This window comes from Pseudoalteromonas phenolica (genome assembly GCF_044788725.1).
GTDB classification, from domain to species: domain Bacteria; phylum Pseudomonadota; class Gammaproteobacteria; order Enterobacterales; family Alteromonadaceae; genus Pseudoalteromonas; species Pseudoalteromonas phenolica_C.
On sequence record NZ_CP173161.1, the window covers coordinates 2,924,912 to 2,949,773 of the forward strand.

Consider the following 24,862-nt stretch of genomic DNA (forward strand, 5'->3'; position numbering starts at 1 on the left):
ATTCTGTAAAAATGAAATATGCGGGATCTTAACCATTGAAACAGATAGAAACATGTTTTTAGTTTCTATCTGTAATTTTCGGTGTTAACGTCGGGTCTATTAAAATATAAAGGACCCAATACGTTTCAAAGATGATCAAAAAAGTACTTCAATTAGCCATTTTTGCCGTAATATTTATTGCCGTCACTGCATACCAAGAGCTCGGTATGTTAGCTGATAATGGTGAGCAACCCGCACCATACTTCTCATTACCCACACTCGAAAATGAGCACAAACAGATTAGTTTAAGTGAACTCGCTGGGCAGCAAACCGTTGTGTACTTCTTTGCGCCTTGGTGCAGTATTTGTAAGTTCAGCATGCCAAATTTAGATAAGCTTCATGAACAACAAAAACTCAATGCCGTTGCCATTGCCCTAGATTATGACTCAAAAGAAGCGGTTGAAGCTTTCACACAAGATTTAGACCTGAGCATGCCAGTACTTATGGGAAATCATCAAATTGCTGCCAATTTTAAAGTCAAAGCCTACCCCACTTATTATGTGATTGATGAGAATCTTAAAATAACTGAGCGTTCAGTTGGGTATTCTACTGAACTTGGTTTAAGAGCCCGCTTATAAGTTTCCTTACCTTAATGCCTTTAAAAGCAACTTTTGTAATAAAGTGTAGAAGTACCACTACACTTTATTACCTAAACCCGCAACACACTTACAACTTATCTCCTTAAACTAGTCGCCAACATATACAAACTCAGCTTGCAACAAGGACTCCAAATGAACAAGCTCGGCGCATTTTCAACAACCCTATTTAAGTTTTCACCGCTATTTTTAGCCATTTCACTGTCTGTTCATGCTGATGAGCAAAAGCCACAGAACAAAGAAATGGAGCACATTGAAGTACTTTATAAACGCAGCAGTATTACCAGTGAAATAACCGAAGACACTGAAAAGTTGATTGAAATGCCCGGTGCCCTTGGTGATCCGCTAAGAGCCGTTTATGCACTCCCAGGCGTAGTCGCAGCAGGCGGCTCAATGAGCGAGCCAGCTGTACGTGGTTCATCACCCAGTGATAATATTTTCGAAGTAGACTTTATGCCTGCGGGCTATATATTCCATGACTTTGGCAGCTCTATTTTCAATCGTCATATTATTCAAGATTTCCAGCTTTATTCAGCGGGCTATGGCGCAGGTTACAGCAACGCCACTGGCGCAGTGTTTGACGTAACATTACGCAACCCTAAGTATCAGCCTATAAGCACTACCCTAGATTTTTCGATGTTTAATGCCGGTGTATTTGTTGAAGGACAGGCCACAGAGAATACCGCATTTTACTTTTCAGCCCGTAAAAGCACTTTGCCGCTATTTTTCTCGGAAGGAGAAGAGCTTGAAGATGATGATGGCGAATTAACAGGGGTGATCATAAACGATGCACCGGACGATCACGATTATCAAGGGAAATGGCTTTGGGATATCAATGCCAATAATACTCTAACGTTTAACTTTACTGGCGCGCAAGACTCAGCCGCAGCTGGCTTTAATGAACGTGCTGAACTTGCACAAAAGACACCTGAATTTCAGGGCGATGCACGATTTATCCGTGAGTTCACCAGCCAAAATATCTTATGGGATCACTACAACAAAAATTATCACTTTAGAGTAGGATTAGGTGTGCTTGACCATTCTGGTCGACTTGAATATGGCAAGCGTGCAACTTTAACGAATGGCTACTTTGAAGAAGAGTCAGAAAAGCAAACCACCCTAAAAGCGCAGTTGAATTACCGTTTAAATAACCAACACAGACTCGTGACCGACGTTGGCTTTTACGACAACGAAACCACTTATAAATATGATTCCTTCCAATACTTATGTACTGAGCTTGACCCTGATTGCGACCTGAAAAAAGGGGAGCGTATTTCAGGTAAGCAAACTGCTGGCGCTGATAGTGGTTTTGTAGGTGTCACCCATATTTGGCAAATCAACGACATGCTACAAACGGAAGCCGGCGTACAATTCCAACATAACAAACTCACCGATGAAAACTTTGTGCAGCCTCGCCTTGCTTTAAATTACTATTTGTCAGATTCAAGTACCATCACAGCCAAGTTTGGACAATATAATCGTCAGCAAGACATTGATTATATTTTGCCTGAAGTCGGCAATCCGAATTTAAAATCACAATCGGCAAATCATACAACGCTAGGGTTCGCACAAGAGCTTGAAAATGAATGGTCTTGGTCTGTTGAAGCTTATTACAAAACCATGGACGACTTACCACTTGCCATTGCGGATGACGCACCTGATGCGCAAAACCTTTATGCCAATGATGTTGAAGGCCGAGCCTATGGGGTAGACTTTCTGATCAATAAAAACAAAACCGATAACTGGTATGGATGGTTGGCTTTTAGTTATGCCAAAAGTGAGCGTACTGATTTAAGAAATAATGTCACGCGTGACTACTATGCCGATACCCCTTTTGTGTTTAATGCGGTATTTAACTACGAAATCAATGAACTCTGGCAAGGTGGCTTTAACTTTACAGCACGAAGTGGTCAAGCATATACACCGATTGTTGGCGTGAGAGAAAACCCAGACTTCGATAATCGCTTTTTACCTGTCTATGGCGAGCCATTCTCAGAGCGTCACGATCTGTATCACAGACTCGACATACGTTTTGAACGTAAAACACGCGTATTTGGCCTAGATGGTAAACTTATTCTGGAACTAATGAACGCATACGGCCAAGACAATGTCAGCAGCATCGACCTTGATTACAAAAAGGTGAAGTCAGTAAATGACTTATATATAGAAGAAGAAACCGATGACTTTGAGATGCGCCCTTCTATTGGGTTTAGCGTGACTTTCTAATATCACTTTTAAATTAGTTTTCGACCCTCCTAGGGCTTGCCATATCTTGGTAAGCCCTGCATGATCCGCGCAAACAAAACGACACCAGAGAACTTTTATCATGCCAAAAGCCTGCGCATACCACATACTAGTCAAAACCGAGAAAGAGTGTTTAGCCATAAAAGCTAAATTAGCAAAAGGTGGAGATTTTAATAAGCTTGCCAAGCAGCACTCTACCTGCCCTTCTAAAAAGCGTGGCGGTGATCTGGGTGAGTTTAACAAAGGCGATATGGTTAAGGCATTTGACGATGTGGTGTTTAAAAAGCCATTGTTTGGGGTGCATGGTCCTGTGAAAACTAAGTTTGGCTATCACCTCATCAAAACCGTTTACAGAACCTAACACTTAATAAGCCCTCAATGAATGAGACGAAGCTTGCTGCTTCGTTACCATCACTTTTATTGATGATTTCGATTCAATTAATCAACTTTTACTTCTTATAAATTCCTCTAAACTTAGTTGTAGTTAAACAAAATCATCAACGAGGAATTCAATATGTTTACAGTTATTTTTGGTCGTGAAGGGTGTCCTTTCTGTGTTCGTGCAAAAGAACTTGCCGAGCGTTTAAAAACAGAGCGTGACGATTTTAACTATCGCTACGTAGACATCATCAAAGAAGGTGTGAGTAAAGCAGATTTAGAAAAGTCAGCAGGCAAACCTTGTCCGACTGTGCCACAGATTTTCTTAGATCAATCTCACATTGGTGGATTCACCGACTTTGAAGCCTATGCAAAAGCAAATTTAGGTTTGTACAGTAATTAGTCAAGGCTTCTTTGCAGAAAAGTAAAAGCCCTAAAAGCCTTGAAATTGTTACTTTGCTGTAAACTTGCACAAAACACACTGATTAAATTTCGCACAACATCAGTCACATATAAATTAGTTCTAATTTATACAAGCAATTGCTGGGCTTTTCCTATACAATGCGCGCCTCTTTAAATTCGTTGAGGCGCATTAATGTCAGAACCAGTCACGTTTGAATCTTTAGATCTTTCACCTGCAATTTTAAAAGCAGTCGAAGAGCAAGGATATAAGACACCATCTGAGATCCAAGCTCAATGTATACCGTTATTGCTAGAAAGAAAGGACGTACTGGGACTAGCGCAGACGGGTACAGGTAAAACAGCAGCATTTGCATTACCACTATTAAACAATATAGACCCGGCTACTAAGCAGCCACAAATTTTGGTGTTAACACCAACACGCGAACTTGCTATTCAGGTAGCAGAAGCATTTGAACAATATGCTAAATACACTAAAGGCGTTGAAGTACTCGCGCTTTACGGTGGTCAAAGCTACGGCATCCAGCTAAGTGCTTTACGCCGTGGTGCACAAATTATTGTTGCGACTCCAGGTCGTCTTATCGACCACATCAACCGTAAAACGATTGATCTATCGCAGCTTGATGCACTTGTTCTTGATGAAGCTGACGAAATGCTTCGCATGGGCTTCATTGAAGATGTTGAAAACATCATGGAGCAAACACCTGAAGACAAGCAAACTTGTTTGTTCTCAGCAACTATGCCTAAGCAAATTCAGTCTATTTGTACTAAGTACTTAGACAACGCAGAGCAAGTTCGAATCGCAGCACGTAACTCAACTGTATCAACAGTTGAACAAGTTTTCTGGCGCTCTACTGTTCATAAGAACAAAGCAATCGTTCGCTTCTTAGAAGCTGAAGATTACGATGGCGCAATCGTATTCGTACGTACACGTAACGATACTGTTCAACTTGCAGAGCTACTTGAGCGTGAAGGTTTCTCTGCGGCGCCATTAAATGGTGACATGAACCAACAGGCACGTGAACGTACAGTTGATCGTTTAAAAAGCGGCTTAGTAGACATCGTAATTGCAACTGACGTTGCAGCACGTGGTCTTGACGTTGAGCGTTTAAGCTTAGTTATCAACTACGATATCCCGCAAGACAGCGAAGCATACGTTCACCGTATTGGTCGTACTGGCCGTGCTGGTCGTACTGGTAAAGCAATCCTATTCGTGAAAGGCAATGAGCGTTACTTACTACGTAACATCATGCGTCACACGAAGTCTGAGATTGCAGAAGTTGAATTACCAGATGCGAAAACAGTTGAGCAAAAACGTATCGCAGCATTACAAGCTAAGCTTACTAATGCACTAGAGCACAAAGACATTACTTTCTTTAATGAAGTTGCTGTAGATCTTGCTCAAAAGCTTGAACTAAGCCCTGAAGACTTAGCGGGCGCGTTACTAGCACTTGCACAAGAATCTTCACCGTTAAAAGTTGAAGAAATTAAGCGCGAACGTCGTGAACGTGATGATCGCCGTGGCCGTGATGGTCAGCGTAATGAGCGTGGTGGTGAGCGTCGTGGTCGTGAGCGCGGTGACCGTGGCAATCGCAACAGCAGCCAAACACCTATGGATACATACCGTATCGATGTTGGTCGTGATCACGGTGTACAAGTTAAGAACATCGTTGGTGCAATTGCGAATGAAGCTGATATCTCAAGCAAGTTCATCGGTGACATTCGTTTATTCAACGAGCACAGTACCGTTCAGCTTCCGAAAGATATGCCAGCTGACGTACTAGGTCATTTCAAGAACGTATTTATCTGTAAGCGTCCTATGAACATGACTAAGAGTACACACCCAGCTGATCAAGCAGGTGGTGGTCAAGAGCGTGGCTTCCGTGGTGAGCGTAACGATCGTGGAAACCGTGGTGAAGGTAAGCGTAGCTTCCGTGATAACCGTGGCGGTGACCGTAAGCCTCGTCGTGACGGCGAGCGTGGTGAACGCAAAGAGCGTCGCCCAGTAAGCTTCACAGCTTAATCGCACAGCTATAAAAAAACCCGCACATGTTGCGTAATGCCAGTCAGTTAAGAATTGACTGGCATTTTCTTTTATACGGATATTTCCTTGGTTTCTTTCTAACCTCTCTTGGGTATCTCCTATCAGGAAGCCGGTCTGGTAATACAAACAATCTTAGTGTTGTCAGCAGCTCTTCATAATGTACTGGCAACTTACTCGCACTGTGGATAGGAGTGAGCATAAAAAATGCGATGATATGGCGCATACATAAACTAAAACTAAGTTGTCTGGGTATCAGGATTTCTTCCGCTTTCGTTGCATCAATCATTGCAATGCGGATTAAGTTGTAAGCTAACAGTAGTCCCCATAACTCTTGACGTACCATATCTGGCTTTTTACTTCGTAATGCATGTTTAGACTGATGCAACCCTTGTTTCATTTCTCTAAAGCCCAACTCTATTTCCCAACGCTGAGTATAGACTTCTGTTAATTCATCATATGGATAACGCATGGGATCGATTAATGAACTCAGTACACGGTAGCTTTTCCCATCAACTTTATACGTAGTGAGTCGGGCGGTTATTTGCTCTGGTAAATCTTTAAATTTACTTTTAGCTTGAGGGCTAGTATGTAAAGAGATTATTTTATCTTCATCGCTGATATGACGTTCAACTTGGTATTGTAAATCCTTGCGAGCTGGTAACATCCAATGTGTATTTTTACCTTGTCTTTGCCACTGATATAAAAGGCCTAAAGAGTAATAGCCACGGTCAAATAGCGTTAAAGAGTCATCTGGGACAGACGATAAAAGTCTTTTGGCAAGTGTCATTTCCCCTACATGGCGTGCATCAAAGCTACTATCCAGTAATAGATGGCTTGATACCTCCATCAAACTACACATCCTGATTTGAGGATAACTGCCTTCACCAAATTGATTACTGTCACTACCAAACGCAATACGATTTTCTTCGTTATCTTGAGTTCTAAAGCTCACTCCATCAACAGCTAACAAATTCAGTCCACACCACTGCTCAAAGGCATGCTTGTAAAATGCTCTTTGGGCCAACAATCGAAACGAGTGACACACTGCATCAACCCCTAAACGTTGACGGCCTTGAACCAAAGCGCTGGGCGCAACCAGTTTATTTTTCCCCGGCAGCGTAATATCTAATCGGCTTGCGATATCCCATACTGTTTCGTTACGAAATAGGCTCATACCAATGACTGACCACATTATAGCTTCTAACGGCAACCTTCTTCGACGCACGGTTGCAACTCCAGCATATTCGAACGCCTGTTCAAGTATATCGGCATCAAGGACATTCTTTAGTTTATCCAGGGTGTGTACATCATCTAAAAACGAAGTTAGGTCGTCACAGTGATTAGAAAGAGGCATAAAAAAATCCGATATTAGTTTCCTAATATCGGATTCTGAACCCTTTAAAAGATCGGTCAACTGATCTATTTGTTTCTTAACTGATCAGCATTGCACATGTTGCGGGTTTTTTATTTCTTAAACCTACCCCCTAAATTTAGCGAACTATTTTGAGAATTGGAAATAGGCTAGTTTCTTAAAAGTGGAATGAAAAATTAGCACCTAATGCACTCTCTGCATGGTTGTTGCCGTACCACTTAGCATTACCATGAACAAACTCTAACATCACCGATGACCAGCTGCTGAATTGATATTCAAACCCAACATTCACACCATAGTTTGTGCCATCTGTCTGAAAATCATTTAAAAAACAGCGTTGTGAATTATTATCCCAGTCACAATCTATATCAAAGTTAAAGTTATACTTTTCGCCTGTCGCCTCACCGCGCTGATAAAATACCCCACCATAAATAAGTTTATCTGCCGCAACGCGATATCCTGTGACCCAAGCTAAATCTAAATAATCATAGCGCTGTGACCACCTGCGATCTTTTTTGCTACCTGACTGCTCTGGTGACTTCACATACCCAATAGAAATAGCTTGAGAGACATTACCTACTTTTAATTGCTCTTTCGGTGCGCCATAAAATTGATACTTTAATGCAACCTTAGTATCTGTAGAATAAAGGTAAGAAACCTCAACACCATTGCCTAGCGTGACGGCAACATCGGCTCTTAATGGATGATTATTACTTTCACTTAAACCATCTTCAGAAACAATGTTCTTGCCTTCGAGCCCTAAACTTGCGCGCATCTTAAATGCTTCAGAATGAACTTCAGGACTGTCGAATCTTGATAAACCTGGCTCAACCGTTGGCGTTGACTCACACCCTGTTATGCCTACAACAGCGACCAAAACTCCCATTTTCTTTAACACCCACACTTCCTTAATTGAATTTTCCTAAATAAGAAACATGGATATTACCATATGGAAAGCTGATAAAAAGACCAGTTTTAAAGCAAATTCACTTGAGAGCATTCAGCTTTTCTAGCAATCTTTCTACTTCAAACTCAGCACCACAGATCAAACCACTGGCTCGATTATGTTGCCAAGGCTGCCCTATTTTAAAGACTCCCAAGGTTTCAGCTGCGCTTGTATCGAACTCATTATTGCCTTTATATAACTGAGGAATATGAATAAAGCTAAAGTCGTCTTTATAGCCAATCGCGTTAATCATGATATCTGGCGTGAGCTTTTCTCCATTATCAAAAGTGACATGAGCGCCATTAACTGAATCAACTCTGGGTTTTAAATCAACTCCCAAAGCTATAAGTGCTTCGTTATTGATATTCGTATCTGGGAAAGGGTCTCTATTTTTTAAAAACTGAGCGATATTGCAGTTTTTAGGAAGCCTTAAAAGACCAAACCATTTCAGCAATGAAAATGTTTTAATTCCTAGAATATGCTCAGGAAATAGATTACGTTCTTTGCCTTGTGCCAAGTAAACCTTGTTTTTATCACTGAGCTTTTTCGCAATTTGCCGACCAGAAGCACCATCGCCCACAACTAAGATTTGCTGATTTTTGAAGTCCATTCTCTGTAATTGCTCTAAACCTAGCTGTAAGAACTGAGTATCTCCATTAAATAGTTTTACAGGCACATTAAAGGCGCCGGTAGCTAAAACAATTTGCTTCGCTTTAATCTCCCCATGCTCGCTAAAAACAGAAAACTTATTCATTCCATCATAAGTTACCTTTAAAACATGACAATTTGTTTTAATATCGAGCTTATTGATCAAAGCAAACTCTGATAAATAATCAGCAAATTCATCTTTAGTAAGGTAATCACCTTGAGAGTGTGGGATATAAAAGCCAGGCAACCGATTTAGTTTATTCGGGGTAAATAGGGTTAAGCCCTGATAACGTTTCCTCCATTGGTCACCAACGTGCTCATGTTTATCAAGGATTAAATAATCAATATTTAAGGCTGATAAGCGGCTTCCTAGTGCTAAGCCCATATGGCCTGCACCGATAATTAACACATTCGTTTTTAAATTCATAACCACTCCAAGATAAGAAGTGTTTATCGTAAGAGGTTTATGACGTTAAGAATTGAACAAACTAGCTAAACTTAATTGGCCTGAGAAAAGGCTAAGTTATAGATTTTTTAATTTTGAGGAGGTGAAACCAGAAAGTCTTTTAAACGTTTCTTGATAACCGCTAGAAAGGTCAGCATAGTTTATTCTTTCAATAAACTGCGCCACTTTCTCAGGCTCATTAAGCTGCTCATATACTTCAGCTGTGCGAATAAGTATCACAGCTAGAAGCCGAGGATTTTTTTGTTCTAATAATAGTTCTTCGGTATGTCTATAATGTTCAAGCGCCAACTCATGTTTATTCATTAATTGGTAGGTTCTGGCTAGGTTAGAGTAAGCAATCACTTTTTTAGCGTCATGCTCTGTGTCTTTAATCCAATCGAGTGCAAGTTTGTAAAATTTAGCGGCACGCTCGTAGTTTTGCCAAGTAAAAAAGATATGGCCTTTATTTGTATGCAATTCAAGATGGAATATAGGATCGCCACGTTTGCCAAATTTGTTTTCAGCCAATAAAAGTAACTGGTAGGCTTTTTGTCTATCGCCAAACACATATTCTAAATTAGCAATTTCGACCATCCGCATCGGATCTTCAAAAATATGGTAAATTTTTTCTAGTTTAGAAATTGCCTTTTGCGCATATTGCCTCGCTTGCTCTTTCTTCCCAAAATACGCCAATGTCTTTGAATAATAATAATTAAGCTGCATGTCGAAGACATCAGGCTTATTTTCAATGTCAAAAAGAGGTTTTGCAGTAAGTTCTAGCTTTATAAATTCTCGCTTGTCATAGTAATAATCAAGCTTATATGAGACTAATTTGAACCAAGCTCTGGAGTATAGAGGTGTGACATTAATTTGCTGATTTAATAATACTAAACAGGCCTGTTCTTCATTTTTTAAACAATATGTTTCATGATCGCTAAAATGCTCAGAAGCAAAAGCTGAAAAAGTAGAAAATAAAAATAGAATAATAAAAACAAAAGCCATAATTTTAGCTTATTAAACAGCACAACATGGCTAGTCTAGTCTAACCAAGTAAGAACAATGATAAGAAAAAACTATTAAATTTAGCGCTCATTTACACTGCATTACAAAACATTAAGCACAAATAACTAGCAGTTGAATTTTAACTGGTACTTTTTAACTTAATACTAGTACCCAGATTTGAAGATTCAACCGTCAAGCTCAAACCATTTACACCACATAAGCGCTCAACCAAAGACAAACCAATACCAAAGCCGCTGCTGTTCTTCGCTTTTACACCTTGCTGCTTGGCGTGTTGAAAATCAAACCCACAACCAGTGTCTTTAATTTCAAACACACCGTTTCGGGCGTGAACTTTTATCCCGCCTTGCTCGGTATAACGCACCGCATTTTGCACTAAGTTTTCGATGATGATCTGCAAGCTTTGTGAGTCTGCATTTAATGTTGAACCAGGCTCTATCTCACATTCAATTTCGAGTTGCTTAATACTGATTTGCTCAGCGTAGTTTAAAATACTTTGCTCAATGAGCGGCTCAACAAGTACGGGCTGTTTAGTGAGCTGAGTTTCGCCCCGCGCAACGAGTAATAGGCTCTCTACTGTCTTTTGCATATTCTCAGCAGCATGGTGAATACGCATAAATACGCCCCGCTGTTGGGTTGTTAGTTGCTTGTCTGCCTGTAGCAGCTCACATGCTCCTAAAATACTGGTGATCGGGGTTCTCAGCTCATGACTAGCATCTCGGGTAAACTGCAGTTCTCGCTCGACAAACTCAGACACTTCATTGAGGGCATTTTCTAAACTATTGGCAAACGCTCCGAGTTCGTTATTTGCAAATGGTGCTGCAAAGCCTTTTGGAAGGTGCTCAGGGTCGCATGAATTAAGTAATTCGCTAAGCTCAGTAAGTGGTTTTAAAGCGCGTTTAGAAAAGAAATAAGCCAATAAAGCACTAAATAGCAGCATGATTGCCGCCATGACGCCTAACACAATAAGCGCAGGCTGCGTAAAGCCCCTGACAACCAATAACTGACTCACTTCTGACACCAACAGCGCATCATCAAACTTTAATCGTTCAATATGATAGTGCAGCCCATTATCACCAAAGATCTCTTTCTCTTTGGGATACAGCTCAAGAGAGCGTTGGATTTTTTCGGGCAATGCTTGTCGGTTGTTATAAACCCTAAAATAGCTTTTGCTGGGTGAACTATACTGCCCTGTTGCCTCGTAGCTTTGCTCTAGGCGTTGTCGCTCTTCCATAACTTCACGGTGAATAAATACATCTTCTACCGTGAACATAAAAATAAAACTCATACCGACAAATAGGCCTGAGTTGATGAGGGTAAATAGCCCAAAATAGGCAACAAAACGGCTTTTTATAGTGCGAAACATTAACTTTCTTCCTTAAAAGCAAAGCCAACACCGTGCAAAGTCGCCAACATATCATAGGTAAACGGTTTATCGAGTTGCTTTCGAATTTGATAAATATGCGAGCGAAGCGCATCTGACTCTGGCGGCTCTGCCCCCCATACCTTTGTCATCAGATCGCTGCGACTTAAAGGTTTTGGATGAGACTCAGCAATAGCCAATAAGATTTGATAATGTAAGTTCGATAAGGGGATTACATTTTGCGCACGTTCTACGGTTTGAGTCTGACGGTTTATTTTCAACTCGCCAATTTCGAGTACATGATTTGTCGCAACCCGATGGCGTATTGATAACGCTTCAATGCGCACCAAGAGCTCTGCCAGCGCGAAGGGTTTTGTCAGATAATCATCAACTCCTTGCTTAAAACCGCTGAGCTTATCATCTAGCGTGTCACGTGCGGTCAGCATAATAATGGGAATATGACGGGTACTTTGGGTCCTTAACTGCTGACAAACCTGTAAGCCGTCAAGACCGGGTAACATGACATCTAACACGATGACATCAAAATAGCTATTCAGCGCCAGTTCGAGCCCTTGCGTGCCACTATAAGCAAAATCAACTTCATGACCTTGTGCCATCAAGTAATCCCCTATGTTGGCAGCAATATCAGTTTCATCTTCGACCACTAAAATTGATAATGCAGATGTCATACCCAATCCATTCTTATTCTTTTCAACCTAATGCGATACCTCGAGTATGCCATGTCACACCGTGAAGGTAATGTGAAATTCACTTTCACATCGTTTTCACACCTAAGCCTTTAAGCTCATTGCATCTCATTAAAGGAGCAATTGATATGGTTAAGAAAATACTTTTAAGTTTATTGGCTGTGGTTTTAGTTCTTGTAGCTGCCGGATACTGGGCGTACAACCTAATAGACATAGACGCTTTTAAGCATGATTTCAAAAATACTCAAAAGGCAGATCTACCTTACATTACAGAAAATATCCCTGAGCACAGAGGCAAAATATTAGCGGTGGTTACCAGCCACAGTGAACTTGGTAATACAGGTAAAACCGTTGGCTATGAATTGACTGAGTTGTCGCGTGCATACTATGTATTTGAAGCCAACGGCTTTAGTGTCGATATCGCCAGCCCACAAGGTGGCAAGCCACCACAAGTGCTTGATGGCGACGATATGAACCAATACGACTATGCGTTTTTAAACGATGCAGCGGCAAGCAAAAAGCTTGAGCAAACCTTTAAGCTAAGTGAAGTAAACCCAGATGACTATCAAGCAGTGTATTTTGTCGGCGGTAAAGGCACCATGTTCGACTTTGTTGATAACCCTGATATCACTCGTCTTGTTGAGCATTTTTACAATAATAACAAGGCCATTGCCGCAGTTTGTCATGGACCTGCAGCCCTGATCGGTGCTAAGAACGCTCAAGGCGATTATATTGTTGCCAATAAAGCCATCACCGCTTTTACCAACGATGAAGAGCTATTGCTTATTCCAAATGCGCCAGAAGTTTTTGGTCAATTGCTACAAGACACACTGACCGAGCAAGGCGCAAATTTCAGTGAAGGCGCCATGTACCTTGATAATGTTGAAGTCGATGGCAACTTAATTACTGGGCAAAACCCTTGGTCTGTCTGGACCATGGCAGAAGCCACGATTAAGCAGTTAGGATACACGCCAAAAGCACGTGAGATCACCGCAGAAGAACACGCCGTCACCATAATGAATACTTATCATCAGCAAGGCGCTGAGCAAGCCCTTGCCGTTGCAAAGTCTTTACTAGAAAAACAACAGCCGTACATGCGTAACCTAGTGTTTATACATTCGCTCATGGCATTTATGCAGTTTGATGTGATTGAAGGAGTTAGCTTATTAGTCTTCGTACAGCAGTTGAAAAATTTAACTTAAACTTTTTTGGCCGTATAGACTGCTTTTTAATGCAATAGTTTGTACACTTGCAGCATCAAAATAATCGTTAAAAGAGAATCGTCATGACAATTGAGCGCAAGCACACAAAACAACGAATGAGCCGTATTGTGGTTCACAACAATACTGTTTATCTTTGCGGCCAAGTGTGTGCAGATGCCACGCAAGGTATTAAAGAGCAAACGCAAACCATGCTAGACAAGGTTGATGCCCTACTTCTAGAAGCGGGCTCTGATCGCGAACATATGTTAAGTGCTACAGTGTACATCAAAGACATGCAATATTTCGCCGAGATGAATGAAGTGTGGGATGCATGGGTACCTGAAGGCCACGCCCCTGCTCGTGCATGTGTTGAAGCTGCGATGGCGCGCCCTGAGTTACTTGTTGAAGTATCTGTGGTTGCTGCGGTTAAAAACGCTTAATCTAGCAATCATCCAAACGAGCAAAACCCACTGTTTTGCTCATTTAATTTAACCTGAGCTTTGGTTAAGAGATTTACTAAAGTATTGATATTGAAAATGATAAGTACTTTTTCAAGTCTGCAGCCGGAGACTTTTAGCGATAACAAGGCGAATTTACGCATCAATAGCTGGCCTATTGTAAGTAAATTCAACGCTGTGAGCGCTGAAAGTAGCCGCTGGAGATAGATTTATTATCCAAAGCTCAGGTTAATTCACTTAAATCACAATATTTGCTGGACGCTTCAGTTGTTCAAACACGTCATCAACACGTTTTACACCTAAATCAAATTCTGCACGACTACTTGGCCCACCAATAGTAAAGCGTAAACCATTTAAAGTATAATCAGGCGGCTGTTTAGGGTTTTCAAACACGTCTAATGTACGCACTTCGACTTTATTGGCTTTTAATTGCCCCGCCAAAGCATGCATATTCAATTCACTTGCTAGCGGAATAAATACATTTAGCCCTGCAAATACCGCCGTTATTTGATGTTTTTCGAAAACCGCTTTGAGTGTAGCGATACGATAGCGAATTTCTTCGGCCAGTTTATCTTGATTATAAACAAACTCTTTGCTTTTTAGCGAGCGCATCAAAAGCTCGAAGTTCATCATAGACACCGCCCAACACTGGCTGTGAATTTGTTTTAATAAGGTTTGCTGCCAAAGTACCGGCGCAAGCACATAGCCGGCTCGCAAGCCGCCTGCAAAGTACTTAGAAAAGCTCGCAATATAAAACACTCTATCAGGTGCTTGCTGCCAAAGCGGTAAACGCCAATTGCCAGGCAAGCAGTAATTAACATCATCTTCAAGAATAAAGAAATTATAACGGCGACTCAATGCTAACAGTTGCTGCAACTTCTCATCGCTATAACGCACATTCGTCGGATTTTGGCAGTTTGGGGTAATGTAAATGGCTTTCACCGAATAAGTTTTACACGCTTGCTCGAGTGCATCTAGATCTAAGCCATCCTGCTGCACAGTAATACCTAAGGTATTTAAATTAAGCGCGTCACAGGCATGATAAAAACCGGGATAGCAAAGGCTTTCATGCACAACATAATCATTGGGCTGACATACAGCAGCTAAACTTGAGTAAATTCCCTGCTGAGCCCCTTGGCAAAAAATCACCTCATGTTGCGCACACTCAAGTCCTTTTTGCTGTAACCAGTTCTTAAAGAAGCGTTGATGATGTGGCAAACCATTAAGCTTGTAAGTCATTTGCTGCTCTAACTCTACTGGCTCATTAGCAAGAGATTGCATGGCTTTAGCCAGCACTTGCTGCTGCCCCATCATGGGCTGCATGCTGGAAGCAAAATCTGTTGTAGCGGCAAACTCACTGACTTGCTCTTTGACCGCGACAAAAGTACCTGCCCCAAGTCTAGCAGTCACCACCGCCCTTTGCTCCAACAAAGCATAGGCCCGTGTCACCGTCCCATGGGTGATCGACAGAAAATCTGCGAGCTGTCGTTGTGGCGGTAATTTCTCACCAAAGACCAATGCTTCTTCAGCAATCGCCTGCTCAATTAACTCTGCCAAAGCGCGGTACTTTGGGTGAGTTTGTGAAAGTGTATTAAACCTATCTAAATCTGGCTGCCAAATTGTATTCATAACAATAAAATCATTGCTGCTTTTTAACCATTATGACAATTAATAAGGTAAGTACAAAACAATTAATTGTATCAATACAATTTTCAGGAGTGTTTTACCATGAGTGCCGAACTGCTTACTTTAATACCAGCCCTTATTTTATTTTGTTTCGCCGCAGCTTTTACACCGGGACCTAACAATATTCTACTGACTTATTCTGGTGCTAACTTTGGTGTTAAGCGCTCACTTAATCATGTCATTGGTATTCGCGTCGGCATGACCGCAATCCACATCATTATGCTGTTTGGTCTAGGGAGTTTGTTCTTAGCCTTACCTGTGCTTCATTCAACTTTGCAAGTAGTGGCGTCTTTGTATATCGTTTATCTTGCGATAAAAATTGCTCGCACCAGCACGCTTAAAAAACAAGACTCACTACTTGCTGAGCCGATGAGTATTAAACAAGCGGCACTGTTTCAAATCGTTAATCCAAAATCACTGACCATGATCATCTCAGTCTGTAGTGCACTGACCTTACCCGGCGACTTGTATTGGCACTCTGCCATTATGGGCCTAATCATTTTTAATATTGTCGGGATCTGCTGCGCGTTATTTTGGGTGACAACAGGGAAATACATTAGCAAGTACTTACAATCACCTCAGAGTTTAAAACGCTTTAACCTGATCATGGCGGTTTTATTACTAGGCTGCTTACCTCTTATTTTTCTTTCATAGGACATGTCAAAAATGCGATTAACTCACCAATTGACCCCAGTACAATTTAAAGAAGTATTTAGTTTTTTGTCAGAGCGTAGTTATTGGAGTAAAGGCATAGACGAAACGCGGCTAAAAAAGGCGCTCGATCATTCTTTGTGTTTTGCACTCGTTGATGGCAAACAACTACTGGCTTTTTGCCGTGTAGTCACAGATCACGCTACCTTTGCCAATTTGTTGGATGTGTTTGTACTTGAGCCCTACCGCGGTCAAGGATTAGGTAAGAAGCTGATAGATTCGGTGATGACTCACCCTGAGCTGCAAGGTTTAAGACGTTTTACGTTGGCCACCAAAGACGCCCATAGTTTGTATCAGCAATTCGGATTCAGTGAATTAGCTAACCCAGAGATTGCCATGGAGAAGTATGTAACAGATATTTATAGCAACTCTCTCAATTAAATGATCTATTTTGAAGTTTGGTATTACCCAAAGCTTAAATGAAACAAAATACTGGGCCAGCCTTTGCCAAGCTAGCCCATTTAAGCATAATTAGCTTTCTTTTTGCTGCACCTTAGCCTGCTTCTTTGCGAAGCTTGCCAAATAGGCTTTTCGCCACAAGGCTTCAAGCGGTCCTTGCTTGAATTGGCGAAGATACCAATTGGCAAAAGCAAGCTGGAAAAGAATAAAGCCCAAAGCCATAGCAAAATAATTAATCATCGTCGCAGTTAAGTGAACCTCGGGGAAAACCCAACGAAGTAGAACCGCTAAAACGACCGATTGCATAATATAAAGCGTGAATGCCATGCGTCCCGGTGCTTTGAAGATTTCTATCCAACGGTGGTTGTTTTTAAGTAAATAGATCACACCATGAATATATAGAATCGACATAAAAATAGCTGAGATGCTCGCCAGCAAAGAGCTCATTTCACTACCTACACCAAAGTAGCTCAAACGCATAAAAATATCTAAACCGGTTAAAGCTGCAGCAGCCAATGCAAAGGTTTTAAATTGGCTTGCTGTTAAACCTCGCTTGAAAAAGCCAGTGCGATAGAAATAAACACCCAAAAGCATTAAACCTGCAACTTGCCAAAACACCCATAATGGAGAGCTAATCACTAAGAATGCTGCAAATATGGCTTGTATTGTCACTTGATAACCATAATTACCCATCCAGCTGTTATATTCTTCCAAGAACGCGTCAGAACCACGCACCATCTCAGGCTCTAAGCCTGCAGCAAAAGCAGCTAGTCCACTGAATAGAATATTTAAAACAGTGCCAATAATTAGCCATTTCTTAGCTTTGCTAAACAACTCTCGGGTCGGTAATGTGAGCTTTTTAATGATAACCAATGCACACACTGCATACAGAAATAAAATGTCACCGCCAAAAATAAATACGCCGTGAAAGATACCGAAAATCATCAACCAATTCAGACGAGATTTTAAGAAATCTTGATAATTAAACCCTTTCTTTTCGCAGCTTTTCACTTGAATAGCTAAACCAGCACCAAATAAGATACAGAACAGCGTTCTAAAGCGCCCATCAGCAAAAATAGCATTGAAGGTATCGACCAAAATGTCACTTTGAGGTGTGATGTCGAAAGGCACATAGCCCAAACTCATAATGCCATGAAAGTATATATTCATAAGCAAAATGCCTAATATGGCAATGCCCCGTAACACGTCAATTGATTGAATTCGCATGCTTTCCCTTACATATAGAAATATCAAGCTTCATCATATCGGCTTACGTCAAAAACGGCAGGTTTAAGTTGTAAAGAATTGTCAAAATCACAGTACAAAAAAACGCCAGAACTTCAGCGATTCGGGCGTTTTTAAGCTTCTATTTATACCTTTAAACTTTATTTTTTCCTTCGCTTTTATTATCAAGAATAGCGACCAAAAATGCCGGTAAAAAGCTAATGCTAAGTAGGGTCGACACCAAAATACCGCTTAATACTATGATACCCACACCACGATATAGCTCAGTACCTTCACCCGGGATCAACACCAAAGGCGCTAAGCCAAAGATAGTGGTCGCCGTAGACATTAAAATAGGTTTAATCCGCTTCTCAACGGCTTTTCTAACTGCTTCAACCACAGGTAAACCATTATCGATAATAAAACGACGGGTTTGGTCAACAATTAAAATCGGGTTGTTCACCACGGTTCCAAGCAAGATTAAAAAGCCTAACATGGTGATCATATCAAACGGTTGATGGAAGGTTTGCATACCTAAACTCGCAAGCCCTGAGTTTAAGCCATTCACTATCACAAGACCCAGTAAGCCTCCCGCCATACCTAGCGGCACAGTCGCTAAAATAAATAACGGATAACGCCAATGGGTGAATATAGCCACTAACAGTAAGTAGCTCAGCACCAATGCAATCATAAAGTTGCCCGATAAAGATGCTTTAGTTGCTTCGAGCTGATCGGCTGCACCGCTAATACTCACTTTAATGCCTTGAGCTATTTTGCCCTGCTGCCAAAGTGTTGGCAGTAGCTCGGTGCGCACTTTCTCTTCTGCAACTTCTAATGCCACATTTCTAGGCGGAATAATATAAACCGTTACCGTTCGGTTACCATCAACACGCCTTACTGAGTTACTGTTTTTGCTCTCAACCAAATCAGCCAGAGCATTAAGCGGTAAGACTTCATCTTGTGGTGTAACAATCGGCATACTTTCAAGCTGCTCTAAGGTTTGTTTAGCACCTGCGCCACTGAATAAGAAAATATCTACTTTGTCGTCGTCTAGAATAAACTCATCCACAAACGCACCATCACTCATTGCTGCGACGGCATAACCGAAATCTCGGCTACTGATCCCAAGCTCCGCCAAACGATGCCAACGTGGCTGTATTTCTATCAAAGGTTGATCAAGGGTTAACGAGCCTGGGTTAGAGTTGATCTGCGGATTATCAAACACTTGATTTGCTTGCTCGTATACGACCTCAGCTGCGCGATACAAGTCTTCAATGTCATTACCTGCAATGTCTACCGCAACTGCACGCGTACCACCATCATTACTAGAAATAATTGAACCGCGCGCCGAGAACGCCCGCATACCTTCATAACTTCTAAACTTGGTAGTGATGGCATCCATCATCTCATTGATATGAGCGGGATCGACTGGCGCACTTAAAAACCAAATACGACCAATTGATACTGACATTGAATAGTAAGCAAGTGGTGGCATATCTGTTTCACCATTGGCAAAAGCTTCACCATCCGCTTTTACGTAATCAGCAAAATAGGTTCTTAGCTCTCTACCAATGCGTTCCATTTCAGATAGGTTGTAATTAGGTGGTGCAATCATCATAGAGAAGGCTTTTGGCTCTTCCCCTTCTGGCAGATATTCGGCTGCTGGCATCAGGGTATATGCAGCACCTAAAATCACCACAATAAATGACGCAGAGGCAATACGCGCTCGCTGTTTTGATTGAGTAAAGAATCTCGCGCATTTCAGCCAGACTTGGCCGAAGACCTTGCTGTGCTTGGTGTTTTCGCTGGTAACTTCTTGCTTATCTAAACGCGCCAAGGCGACAGGGACCACAAAAATGGCCACCAGCATAGAGGCGATAATTGCGCCGCAAATCGCAATGGCAATATCTGAATACAACTGCCCAGCTTCTTGTTGCACAAACAAGATTGGCGCAAATACCAGTACGGTTGTCGCAGTAGAAGCCAGTACAGCAGGCCAAACTTCTTTTACACCGCTAATGGCAGCTTGGCGCTTTCCTTTGCCCTGTTTTTTGGCTTGAAAAATCGACTCTAGCACTACGATGGTGTTATCAACCGTCATACCAATGGCAAAGGCCACACCCGCCAAAGAGATCACATTAATAGTGCGACCGAAACTCATTAAGGCTAAAAACGCGGCGATGGTACAGATAGGAATACCCAATACGCCAATTAAAGTAGCGCGTCCTGAACGTAAGAAAAAATACATCACCAAAGTTGCGAGCAAGCCACCGAGGATCAAGTTAAACCATACATTTTCGAGAGAGCTTCTTACGTATTGAACATCATCACTCATTAGCGTCAAGCTTAAGCCATTTTGTTTTAGTAGCTGCTGATTTAATTCTTCAACAATCGGCAGCATATCGTCTTTAATCGCCAAAACATTTGAGCCACTTTCGCGACGCACCGACAAACTCAGTGTACGCTCACCCACATTGTAAGACAGGCTGCGTGTTTCAAAGTGATCTAAAGTCACCGTTGCCACATCTTTGAGGTAAATATTGGCGTTGTTTTCACTGCGAATAATCAGGTTTTCGAGCTCTGTAAGCTGCTCAAAGCGGCCAACTACGCGCAATAAATATCGGCTAGTGCCACTTTCAATATCACCTGCTGAGGCATCCCGGTTACGATTACGAATGGCATTTCGAAGTTCACTTAAGCTGATACCACGTTGAGCAAGTTGCTCAGCATCGACCTTTATTTGAATTTGTCTTTGCGCACCACCGCCTACTCTCACTTCTGAAACACCAGAAACGCTTTCCATACGCGGTCGAATAAAGTCTTCGGCAAAGTCTCTTAATAAGTCGACATCCAGGTTAAGCGGGTTACCCGGCAGTGGTTTAAGCACAAAATACATAAACGCATTGCCCGAGAAAGAACTCGAAAATAGCCTTGGCTGGTCAACGTTCTCGGGGTAACTCGGCACCTGACTTAAGGCATTATTTACCCGAATAAGTGCATCATTGGCATCGACCCCAAACGGAAATTCCAACTCAATTTCCGCACTGCCCATTCGCGCATAAGACACCATACGTTTTAAATTTGGTAGGCTTCTTAAATAACGCTCTTGTTCAATTAAGATTTCTTTTTCAACATCTTGAGGGGTTGCGCCCGCCCAACCCGTTTGCACAGTGATGGTGCGTACTTCTAAATCAGGGATCATCTGCACGGGAATATTTAACGCGCCAACCAGCCCCAGAATACAACTGATTAATACAACTACGGTGACAAGCACACCGCGTTTGACTGCACCTTCAATCATAGGGCGTTACCTGCAACGCTTTTGACAGATACTTTTGCGCCGCTTTGCAATAACTCAACACCGGCTTTGATGTATTGCTGCGAAGCTGATGCCCCTTTTACTGCCACTCGTTCAGCTTGCTGCTGTGTCACTTCAACAAATACGCGCTCAGCAGTATCGTTATTAACAGCAAAAATACTATAGCCGCCATCGGGGTGACGCTTCAACGCTGACTTAGGTAACCACACCTGCGTATTGTCAGTAGCTGGCAATTGAATAGTCACTTGTGCCGAGCTGCCCATCACAAGAACACTATTTTCAGGTACCGTCACAAATACCTTGAAAGTACGATTTGTTTTATTCACAGAGGCAATAACACGCTCAACTTGGCTATTTATCACTGCGTTTTTATTATGCTGATTGTGGATATTTGCTTGGATTGCGTTTGCTTGCGATAACTGAGCAAAATATTGCTGTGGCGCAGCAAGCTCGATACGTAATTTATCATTTGAGATAAGGCTAAATACTTTATCTTGCGTGCCAATCCATTCACCCACATCTACCATACGATCTGTCACCACGCCCGCAAATGGCGCTTTAATATGGTGACGAGTTAACAGCTCTTGTTGAAGTGCGAGCTTGGCTTTGGCATTTTTTAGCTCGGCGTCTGCTTTACTGATATTGGCTTGTCGTTCAGCCAGTAAAGTTTGTGCAACGAGTTGTCGCTTTGACAGTGCTTTTAATTCTTTATGTAAACGCTGTGCTTCTTGTAAAGCGACCTCAGCAATATTGAGCTCGGCACTGGCTTGCTCAAATTGCAACTGCGCCAAAGTATCATCTAAAGAAAGTAGCAGTTGACCTTGTGTAACCACATCACCCGCTTCAACATGAATGTTAGCCACAACACCGGATTGCTGACTCGCCAATTGTGCATTATGTACTGCACTGACCGACCCTGTTAATGTTAACCCAGCATCGACTGCTCGCTCGGGATAAACCACATCTACTTCAATAGACTCAGCTTTTACCGAATCACTATAAAAACCGACTGCCACCATGGTTACAAACCAAAGCACCGACAACTGCACACAACGCATAGCAAACCTCAAATGATAATTATTAGCAGTAATTTAATTGATTCTTATCCAATACTCAGCAATTTTGCGATAAGACTCTAATTATTATCTATTAACCTACAACCAGTTATGTCAAATTAATGTCTAAACGAACTGAGTTTTGATTTAATACTATTAAAGGGTAAACACTAGACGATGAATCACCTCCAAGCACATGAATATTTAATCTCTAAGCCCGAGACTACTGTTAGCCAACCTTTTGGTGAGGGAGTCGATGTTTATAAAGTAAAAGGAAAAATGTTCGCGACTTTATCGCTAGGAAAAATGGGCAAAGGCACTGAAGAACCCCCACACTGGTGGATGAATCTTAAGTGTAACCCCGACGAAGCTCATATATTAAGGGACATTTTCGATGCTGTGATCCCCGGGTATCATATGAATAAACGACTTTGGAACACCATCATACTCGACGGCTCAATTCCACAAGGGGAAATAGAACGCATGATAGACAACTCGTTTATGTTAGTGGTCGAGAAAATGCCAAAGAAAACACAGACATCGATTTTACTAAAACTCTAGATTTATATAATAAAAAACCAGTATTACAACCACCGCAATACTGGTTTTTAAGTCCTAAATAAGCTTGATTACATCAAATGCTTATCAAAGAAAGCCAACATTTCTTGCAATGTTCTAACTCGATATGGCTGATATTTAAGATGATGGCTACCATCTTTTAATTCTATGTATTTAACTTCTTTTTCAGCATCTTCTAATTCTTCAGCCATCAAACGACTATGCTTGACAGAAACGACACTGTCTTCAGAACCATGAATTAACAATACCGGCTTTGTCATTTTGTCGGCAAAATTAATAGGAGATACTTGCTCTAGCTTATCTCTGTCGGTGCCTATTTGCTTTCTAACAATGTCTTTATTTGTAAAATATCGTGCACTTGAATAAATAGCATCAAGATCTGATACACCTGCGAAACTAGCCGCACATTGGAAAGTATCAGGGTGTTTAACTAACGCCATTAAAGCTGCATAACCACCGTAGCTACCACCGGCAATACACATTTTATTTTTCGTTGTGTAACCTTGTTCAACTAACCAATTTGCTGCATCTTGCAAATCGTCTTGCATCGCTTGTCCCCAGCCACCTACAGCGGCATTTTCAAAGCTAAAGCCGTAACCTGAAGAACCTCTGAAATTGGGTTGGAAAACAAGATAACCATGATGAGCGAAAAACTCTGACCAATAATCAAAGCCTGCGTAATCTCTGGCCATTGGACCACCATGCGGTAAAACAATTGCGGGGTAAGATTTTCCTTGCTCATAGTCGGCAGGGTAAGTGATATATCCCTCAATTTCGGTTTTATCACGCGCAATGTACTTCACATTATTCTTGCCGTTATACAGTTCACCTTCTATTTGTGGATATCTAGAAATGATGTAATCAAGCGTGTTATTTGCTCTATCACCATACAAATATGCACCCGCATGATCATCGGCTGCCGTATATAAGATATATTTGTCGCCGCTTTTATCTGTGTCCATGATGATATTAGTTGAGTCAGGAATAGCTTTACCAATCGCCTTTTGTAAATTTGCTAGGTCTTCATCCCAATAAGAAATAAAATCATCAAACTGTGAGTGCGAGAAGCCAACCACTGCTTGCGTTTTTTCGGAATAGACTAAGCTGCCATCAACATCATAATCTTTGTCGTGATAGACCAATTCTCGTTCACGCTTTTCTGATGATAAATCCATTTTGAATAAAGCTGAGGTATCTTGATAATTAGCCTTGAAATACAAAATGTTTGGGTCGTTATCAAATCCTAAAATAGTCACTTCATCAACAGAAAAAACCTCGTATTCAAAGAGCTTGTTCCAATCTCCTGACTTTTTATCTTTCAGGCTGTAAGTAATCGTCGTGTCGTCAATTTGACGCATAATCCGTACGTTACCTTGTTGGTCTGCTATCCAACTATTAATGTTCTTTTTAGGTCGCTCAATACGGTTACGCTTACCTGTTCTAACATTAACCTTGAATACACTCGGCTTATTTGGAATATCAAGGTCGATAGATAACAAAATATGCTCAGGATCATCTGGTAGCATGCTAATCACGTTATCCTGAAATTGTGCATTATGTACGCCTCGACTCATACGCAGCACATTTCTTATCTCTGCATCTTTTTCTGTTAAGTCAAAACGGCGAAGCGCTGAAGAAGTATAGCGAACACCTTTTTGAACAAGTGTTGATGATACTCCCATTACCAGTAAGTCATTGTTAACCCAATCAAACCAGTTTAATGTAGCATTTAAATTATCCGTTCTCGTGACGTACCGTTTTTCACCTGTTTTTAAATCAAAAACAACTAAAAATAATGTGCCCTTGGCATTTTGTACAAAAGCAATTTTGTTACCATCAGGTGATAAGTTCATTTGTGAGGCATTTGGCAGTGAAGCATGAGCCTCAACTGGCAAACTACTTTTCAGAGTTTGTTTTGCTTGAACTGTGAAACAGCTAAAAAGCAAAAGGAACAAAAAATGCTTTAGCATAATCATCCTTAATTATTGTTATGGGAATTGTTAGAGT

At 41.4% G+C, this 24,862-nt stretch carries 21 protein-coding genes; 10 read left to right on the plus strand and 11 right to left on the minus strand.

Annotated features, from left to right (window positions below; translation table 11 throughout):
• Positions 1–131 precede the first annotated feature (131 nt).
• The 5 genes from ACH784_RS13320 (at position 132) to ACH784_RS13340 (ending at position 5,700) form a co-directional block, all read left to right on the plus strand.
• Positions 132–617, plus strand: coding sequence for a TlpA family protein disulfide reductase (locus ACH784_RS13320; RefSeq protein ID WP_404390942.1), 486 nt, complete (start codon positions 132–134; stop codon positions 615–617).
• Between the two features lie 153 nt (positions 618–770).
• Positions 771–2,861 (plus strand): TonB-dependent receptor plug domain-containing protein, encoded by a 2,091-nt coding sequence (locus tag ACH784_RS13325; RefSeq protein ID WP_404390944.1) that lies wholly within the window; start codon positions 771–773, stop codon positions 2,859–2,861.
• Positions 2,862–2,961: 100 nt separating this feature from the next.
• The gene (locus tag ACH784_RS13330; protein WP_404390946.1) at positions 2,962–3,240 is read left to right on the plus strand and encodes a peptidylprolyl isomerase; all 279 of its coding nucleotides are present in this window, start codon (positions 2,962–2,964) and stop codon (positions 3,238–3,240) included.
• A 153-nt stretch (positions 3,241–3,393) separates the two neighbouring features.
• A complete protein-coding gene (locus ACH784_RS13335; RefSeq protein ID WP_404390948.1) occupies positions 3,394–3,660 on the plus strand; it encodes a GrxA family glutaredoxin in 267 nt (88 codons plus the stop codon).
• Between the two features lie 192 nt (positions 3,661–3,852).
• Positions 3,853–5,700: a DEAD/DEAH box helicase gene (locus ACH784_RS13340; protein WP_404390950.1), complete on the plus strand. Its 1,848-nt coding sequence runs from the start codon at positions 3,853–3,855 to the stop codon at positions 5,698–5,700.
• A gap of 43 nt (positions 5,701–5,743) precedes the next feature.
• Here ACH784_RS13340 and ACH784_RS13345 read toward each other — a convergent pair whose 3' ends face one another.
• The 6 genes from ACH784_RS13345 to ACH784_RS13370 all read right to left on the minus strand — a co-directional run bounded on the left by ACH784_RS13345 (position 5,744) and on the right by ACH784_RS13370 (position 12,204).
• Positions 5,744–7,075, minus strand: a complete 1,332-nt coding sequence (locus tag ACH784_RS13345; RefSeq protein ID WP_404389461.1) for an IS4 family transposase — start codon at positions 7,073–7,075, stop codon at positions 5,744–5,746.
• A gap of 175 nt (positions 7,076–7,250) precedes the next feature.
• Positions 7,251–7,991: a hypothetical protein gene (locus ACH784_RS13350; RefSeq protein WP_404390952.1), complete on the minus strand. Its 741-nt coding sequence runs from the start codon at positions 7,989–7,991 to the stop codon at positions 7,251–7,253.
• An 88-nt stretch (positions 7,992–8,079) separates the two neighbouring features.
• Positions 8,080–9,114 carry an NAD(P)-binding domain-containing protein gene (locus ACH784_RS13355; protein ID WP_404390954.1) on the minus strand — a complete coding sequence of 345 codons (1,035 nt, stop codon included), beginning with the start codon at positions 9,112–9,114 and terminating at the stop codon, positions 8,080–8,082.
• Positions 9,115–9,210: 96 nt separating this feature from the next.
• Positions 9,211–10,134 carry a tetratricopeptide repeat protein gene (locus ACH784_RS13360; protein ID WP_404390956.1) on the minus strand — a complete coding sequence of 308 codons (924 nt, stop codon included), beginning with the start codon at positions 10,132–10,134 and terminating at the stop codon, positions 9,211–9,213.
• A 139-nt stretch (positions 10,135–10,273) separates the two neighbouring features.
• Positions 10,274–11,518 (minus strand): sensor histidine kinase, encoded by a 1,245-nt coding sequence (locus ACH784_RS13365; protein ID WP_404390958.1) that lies wholly within the window; start codon positions 11,516–11,518, stop codon positions 10,274–10,276.
• Entirely contained in the window at positions 11,518–12,204 is a 687-nt protein-coding gene (locus ACH784_RS13370; protein WP_404390960.1) for a response regulator transcription factor, read from the minus strand. The genes ACH784_RS13365 and ACH784_RS13370 overlap by 1 nt, the downstream gene beginning before the upstream one ends.
• A 146-nt stretch (positions 12,205–12,350) precedes the next feature.
• Here ACH784_RS13370 and ACH784_RS13375 point away from each other — a divergent pair, with 146 nt between their 5' ends.
• Complete coding sequence (locus tag ACH784_RS13375; RefSeq protein ID WP_404390962.1) at positions 12,351–13,424, plus strand: type 1 glutamine amidotransferase domain-containing protein; 1,074 nt, start codon at positions 12,351–12,353, stop codon at positions 13,422–13,424.
• An 83-nt stretch (positions 13,425–13,507) separates the two neighbouring features.
• Positions 13,508–13,864, plus strand: a complete 357-nt coding sequence (locus ACH784_RS13380) for a RidA family protein (protein WP_058029098.1) — start codon at positions 13,508–13,510, stop codon at positions 13,862–13,864.
• A gap of 255 nt (positions 13,865–14,119) precedes the next feature.
• Here ACH784_RS13380 and ACH784_RS13385 read toward each other — a convergent pair whose 3' ends face one another.
• Positions 14,120–15,511, minus strand: a complete 1,392-nt coding sequence (locus ACH784_RS13385; protein WP_404390965.1) for a PLP-dependent aminotransferase family protein — start codon at positions 15,509–15,511, stop codon at positions 14,120–14,122.
• Positions 15,512–15,610: 99 nt separating this feature from the next.
• On the opposite strand from ACH784_RS13385, the gene ACH784_RS13390 reads away from it, so the two are divergent.
• Both ACH784_RS13390 and ACH784_RS13395 read left to right on the plus strand, forming a co-directional pair.
• Positions 15,611–16,222 (plus strand): LysE family translocator, encoded by a 612-nt coding sequence (locus tag ACH784_RS13390; RefSeq protein ID WP_404390967.1) that lies wholly within the window; start codon positions 15,611–15,613, stop codon positions 16,220–16,222.
• Positions 16,223–16,234: 12 nt separating this feature from the next.
• Complete coding sequence (locus ACH784_RS13395; RefSeq protein ID WP_404390969.1) at positions 16,235–16,660, plus strand: GNAT family N-acetyltransferase; 426 nt, start codon at positions 16,235–16,237, stop codon at positions 16,658–16,660.
• Positions 16,661–16,750: 90 nt separating this feature from the next.
• Here ACH784_RS13395 and ACH784_RS13400 read toward each other — a convergent pair whose 3' ends face one another.
• The 3 genes from ACH784_RS13400 to ACH784_RS13410 all read right to left on the minus strand — a co-directional run bounded on the left by ACH784_RS13400 (position 16,751) and on the right by ACH784_RS13410 (position 22,279).
• Positions 16,751–17,905 carry a DUF418 domain-containing protein gene (locus ACH784_RS13400; protein ID WP_404390971.1) on the minus strand — a complete coding sequence of 385 codons (1,155 nt, stop codon included), beginning with the start codon at positions 17,903–17,905 and terminating at the stop codon, positions 16,751–16,753.
• Between the two features lie 151 nt (positions 17,906–18,056).
• Positions 18,057–21,203 carry an efflux RND transporter permease subunit gene (locus ACH784_RS13405; protein WP_404390973.1) on the minus strand — a complete coding sequence of 1,049 codons (3,147 nt, stop codon included), beginning with the start codon at positions 21,201–21,203 and terminating at the stop codon, positions 18,057–18,059.
• Positions 21,200–22,279, minus strand: a complete 1,080-nt coding sequence (locus ACH784_RS13410; RefSeq protein WP_404390975.1) for an efflux RND transporter periplasmic adaptor subunit — start codon at positions 22,277–22,279, stop codon at positions 21,200–21,202. The genes ACH784_RS13405 and ACH784_RS13410 overlap by 4 nt, the downstream gene beginning before the upstream one ends.
• 174 nt (positions 22,280–22,453) lie before the next feature.
• Between ACH784_RS13410 and ACH784_RS13415 the strand changes: the two genes are divergently transcribed.
• Entirely contained in the window at positions 22,454–22,837 is a 384-nt protein-coding gene (locus tag ACH784_RS13415) for an MmcQ/YjbR family DNA-binding protein (RefSeq protein WP_404390977.1), read from the plus strand.
• A 68-nt stretch (positions 22,838–22,905) separates the two neighbouring features.
• Here ACH784_RS13415 and ACH784_RS13420 read toward each other — a convergent pair whose 3' ends face one another.
• A complete protein-coding gene (locus tag ACH784_RS13420) occupies positions 22,906–24,825 on the minus strand; it encodes a prolyl oligopeptidase family serine peptidase (protein ID WP_404390979.1) in 1,920 nt (639 codons plus the stop codon).
• Positions 24,826–24,862: the final 37 nt, after the last annotated feature.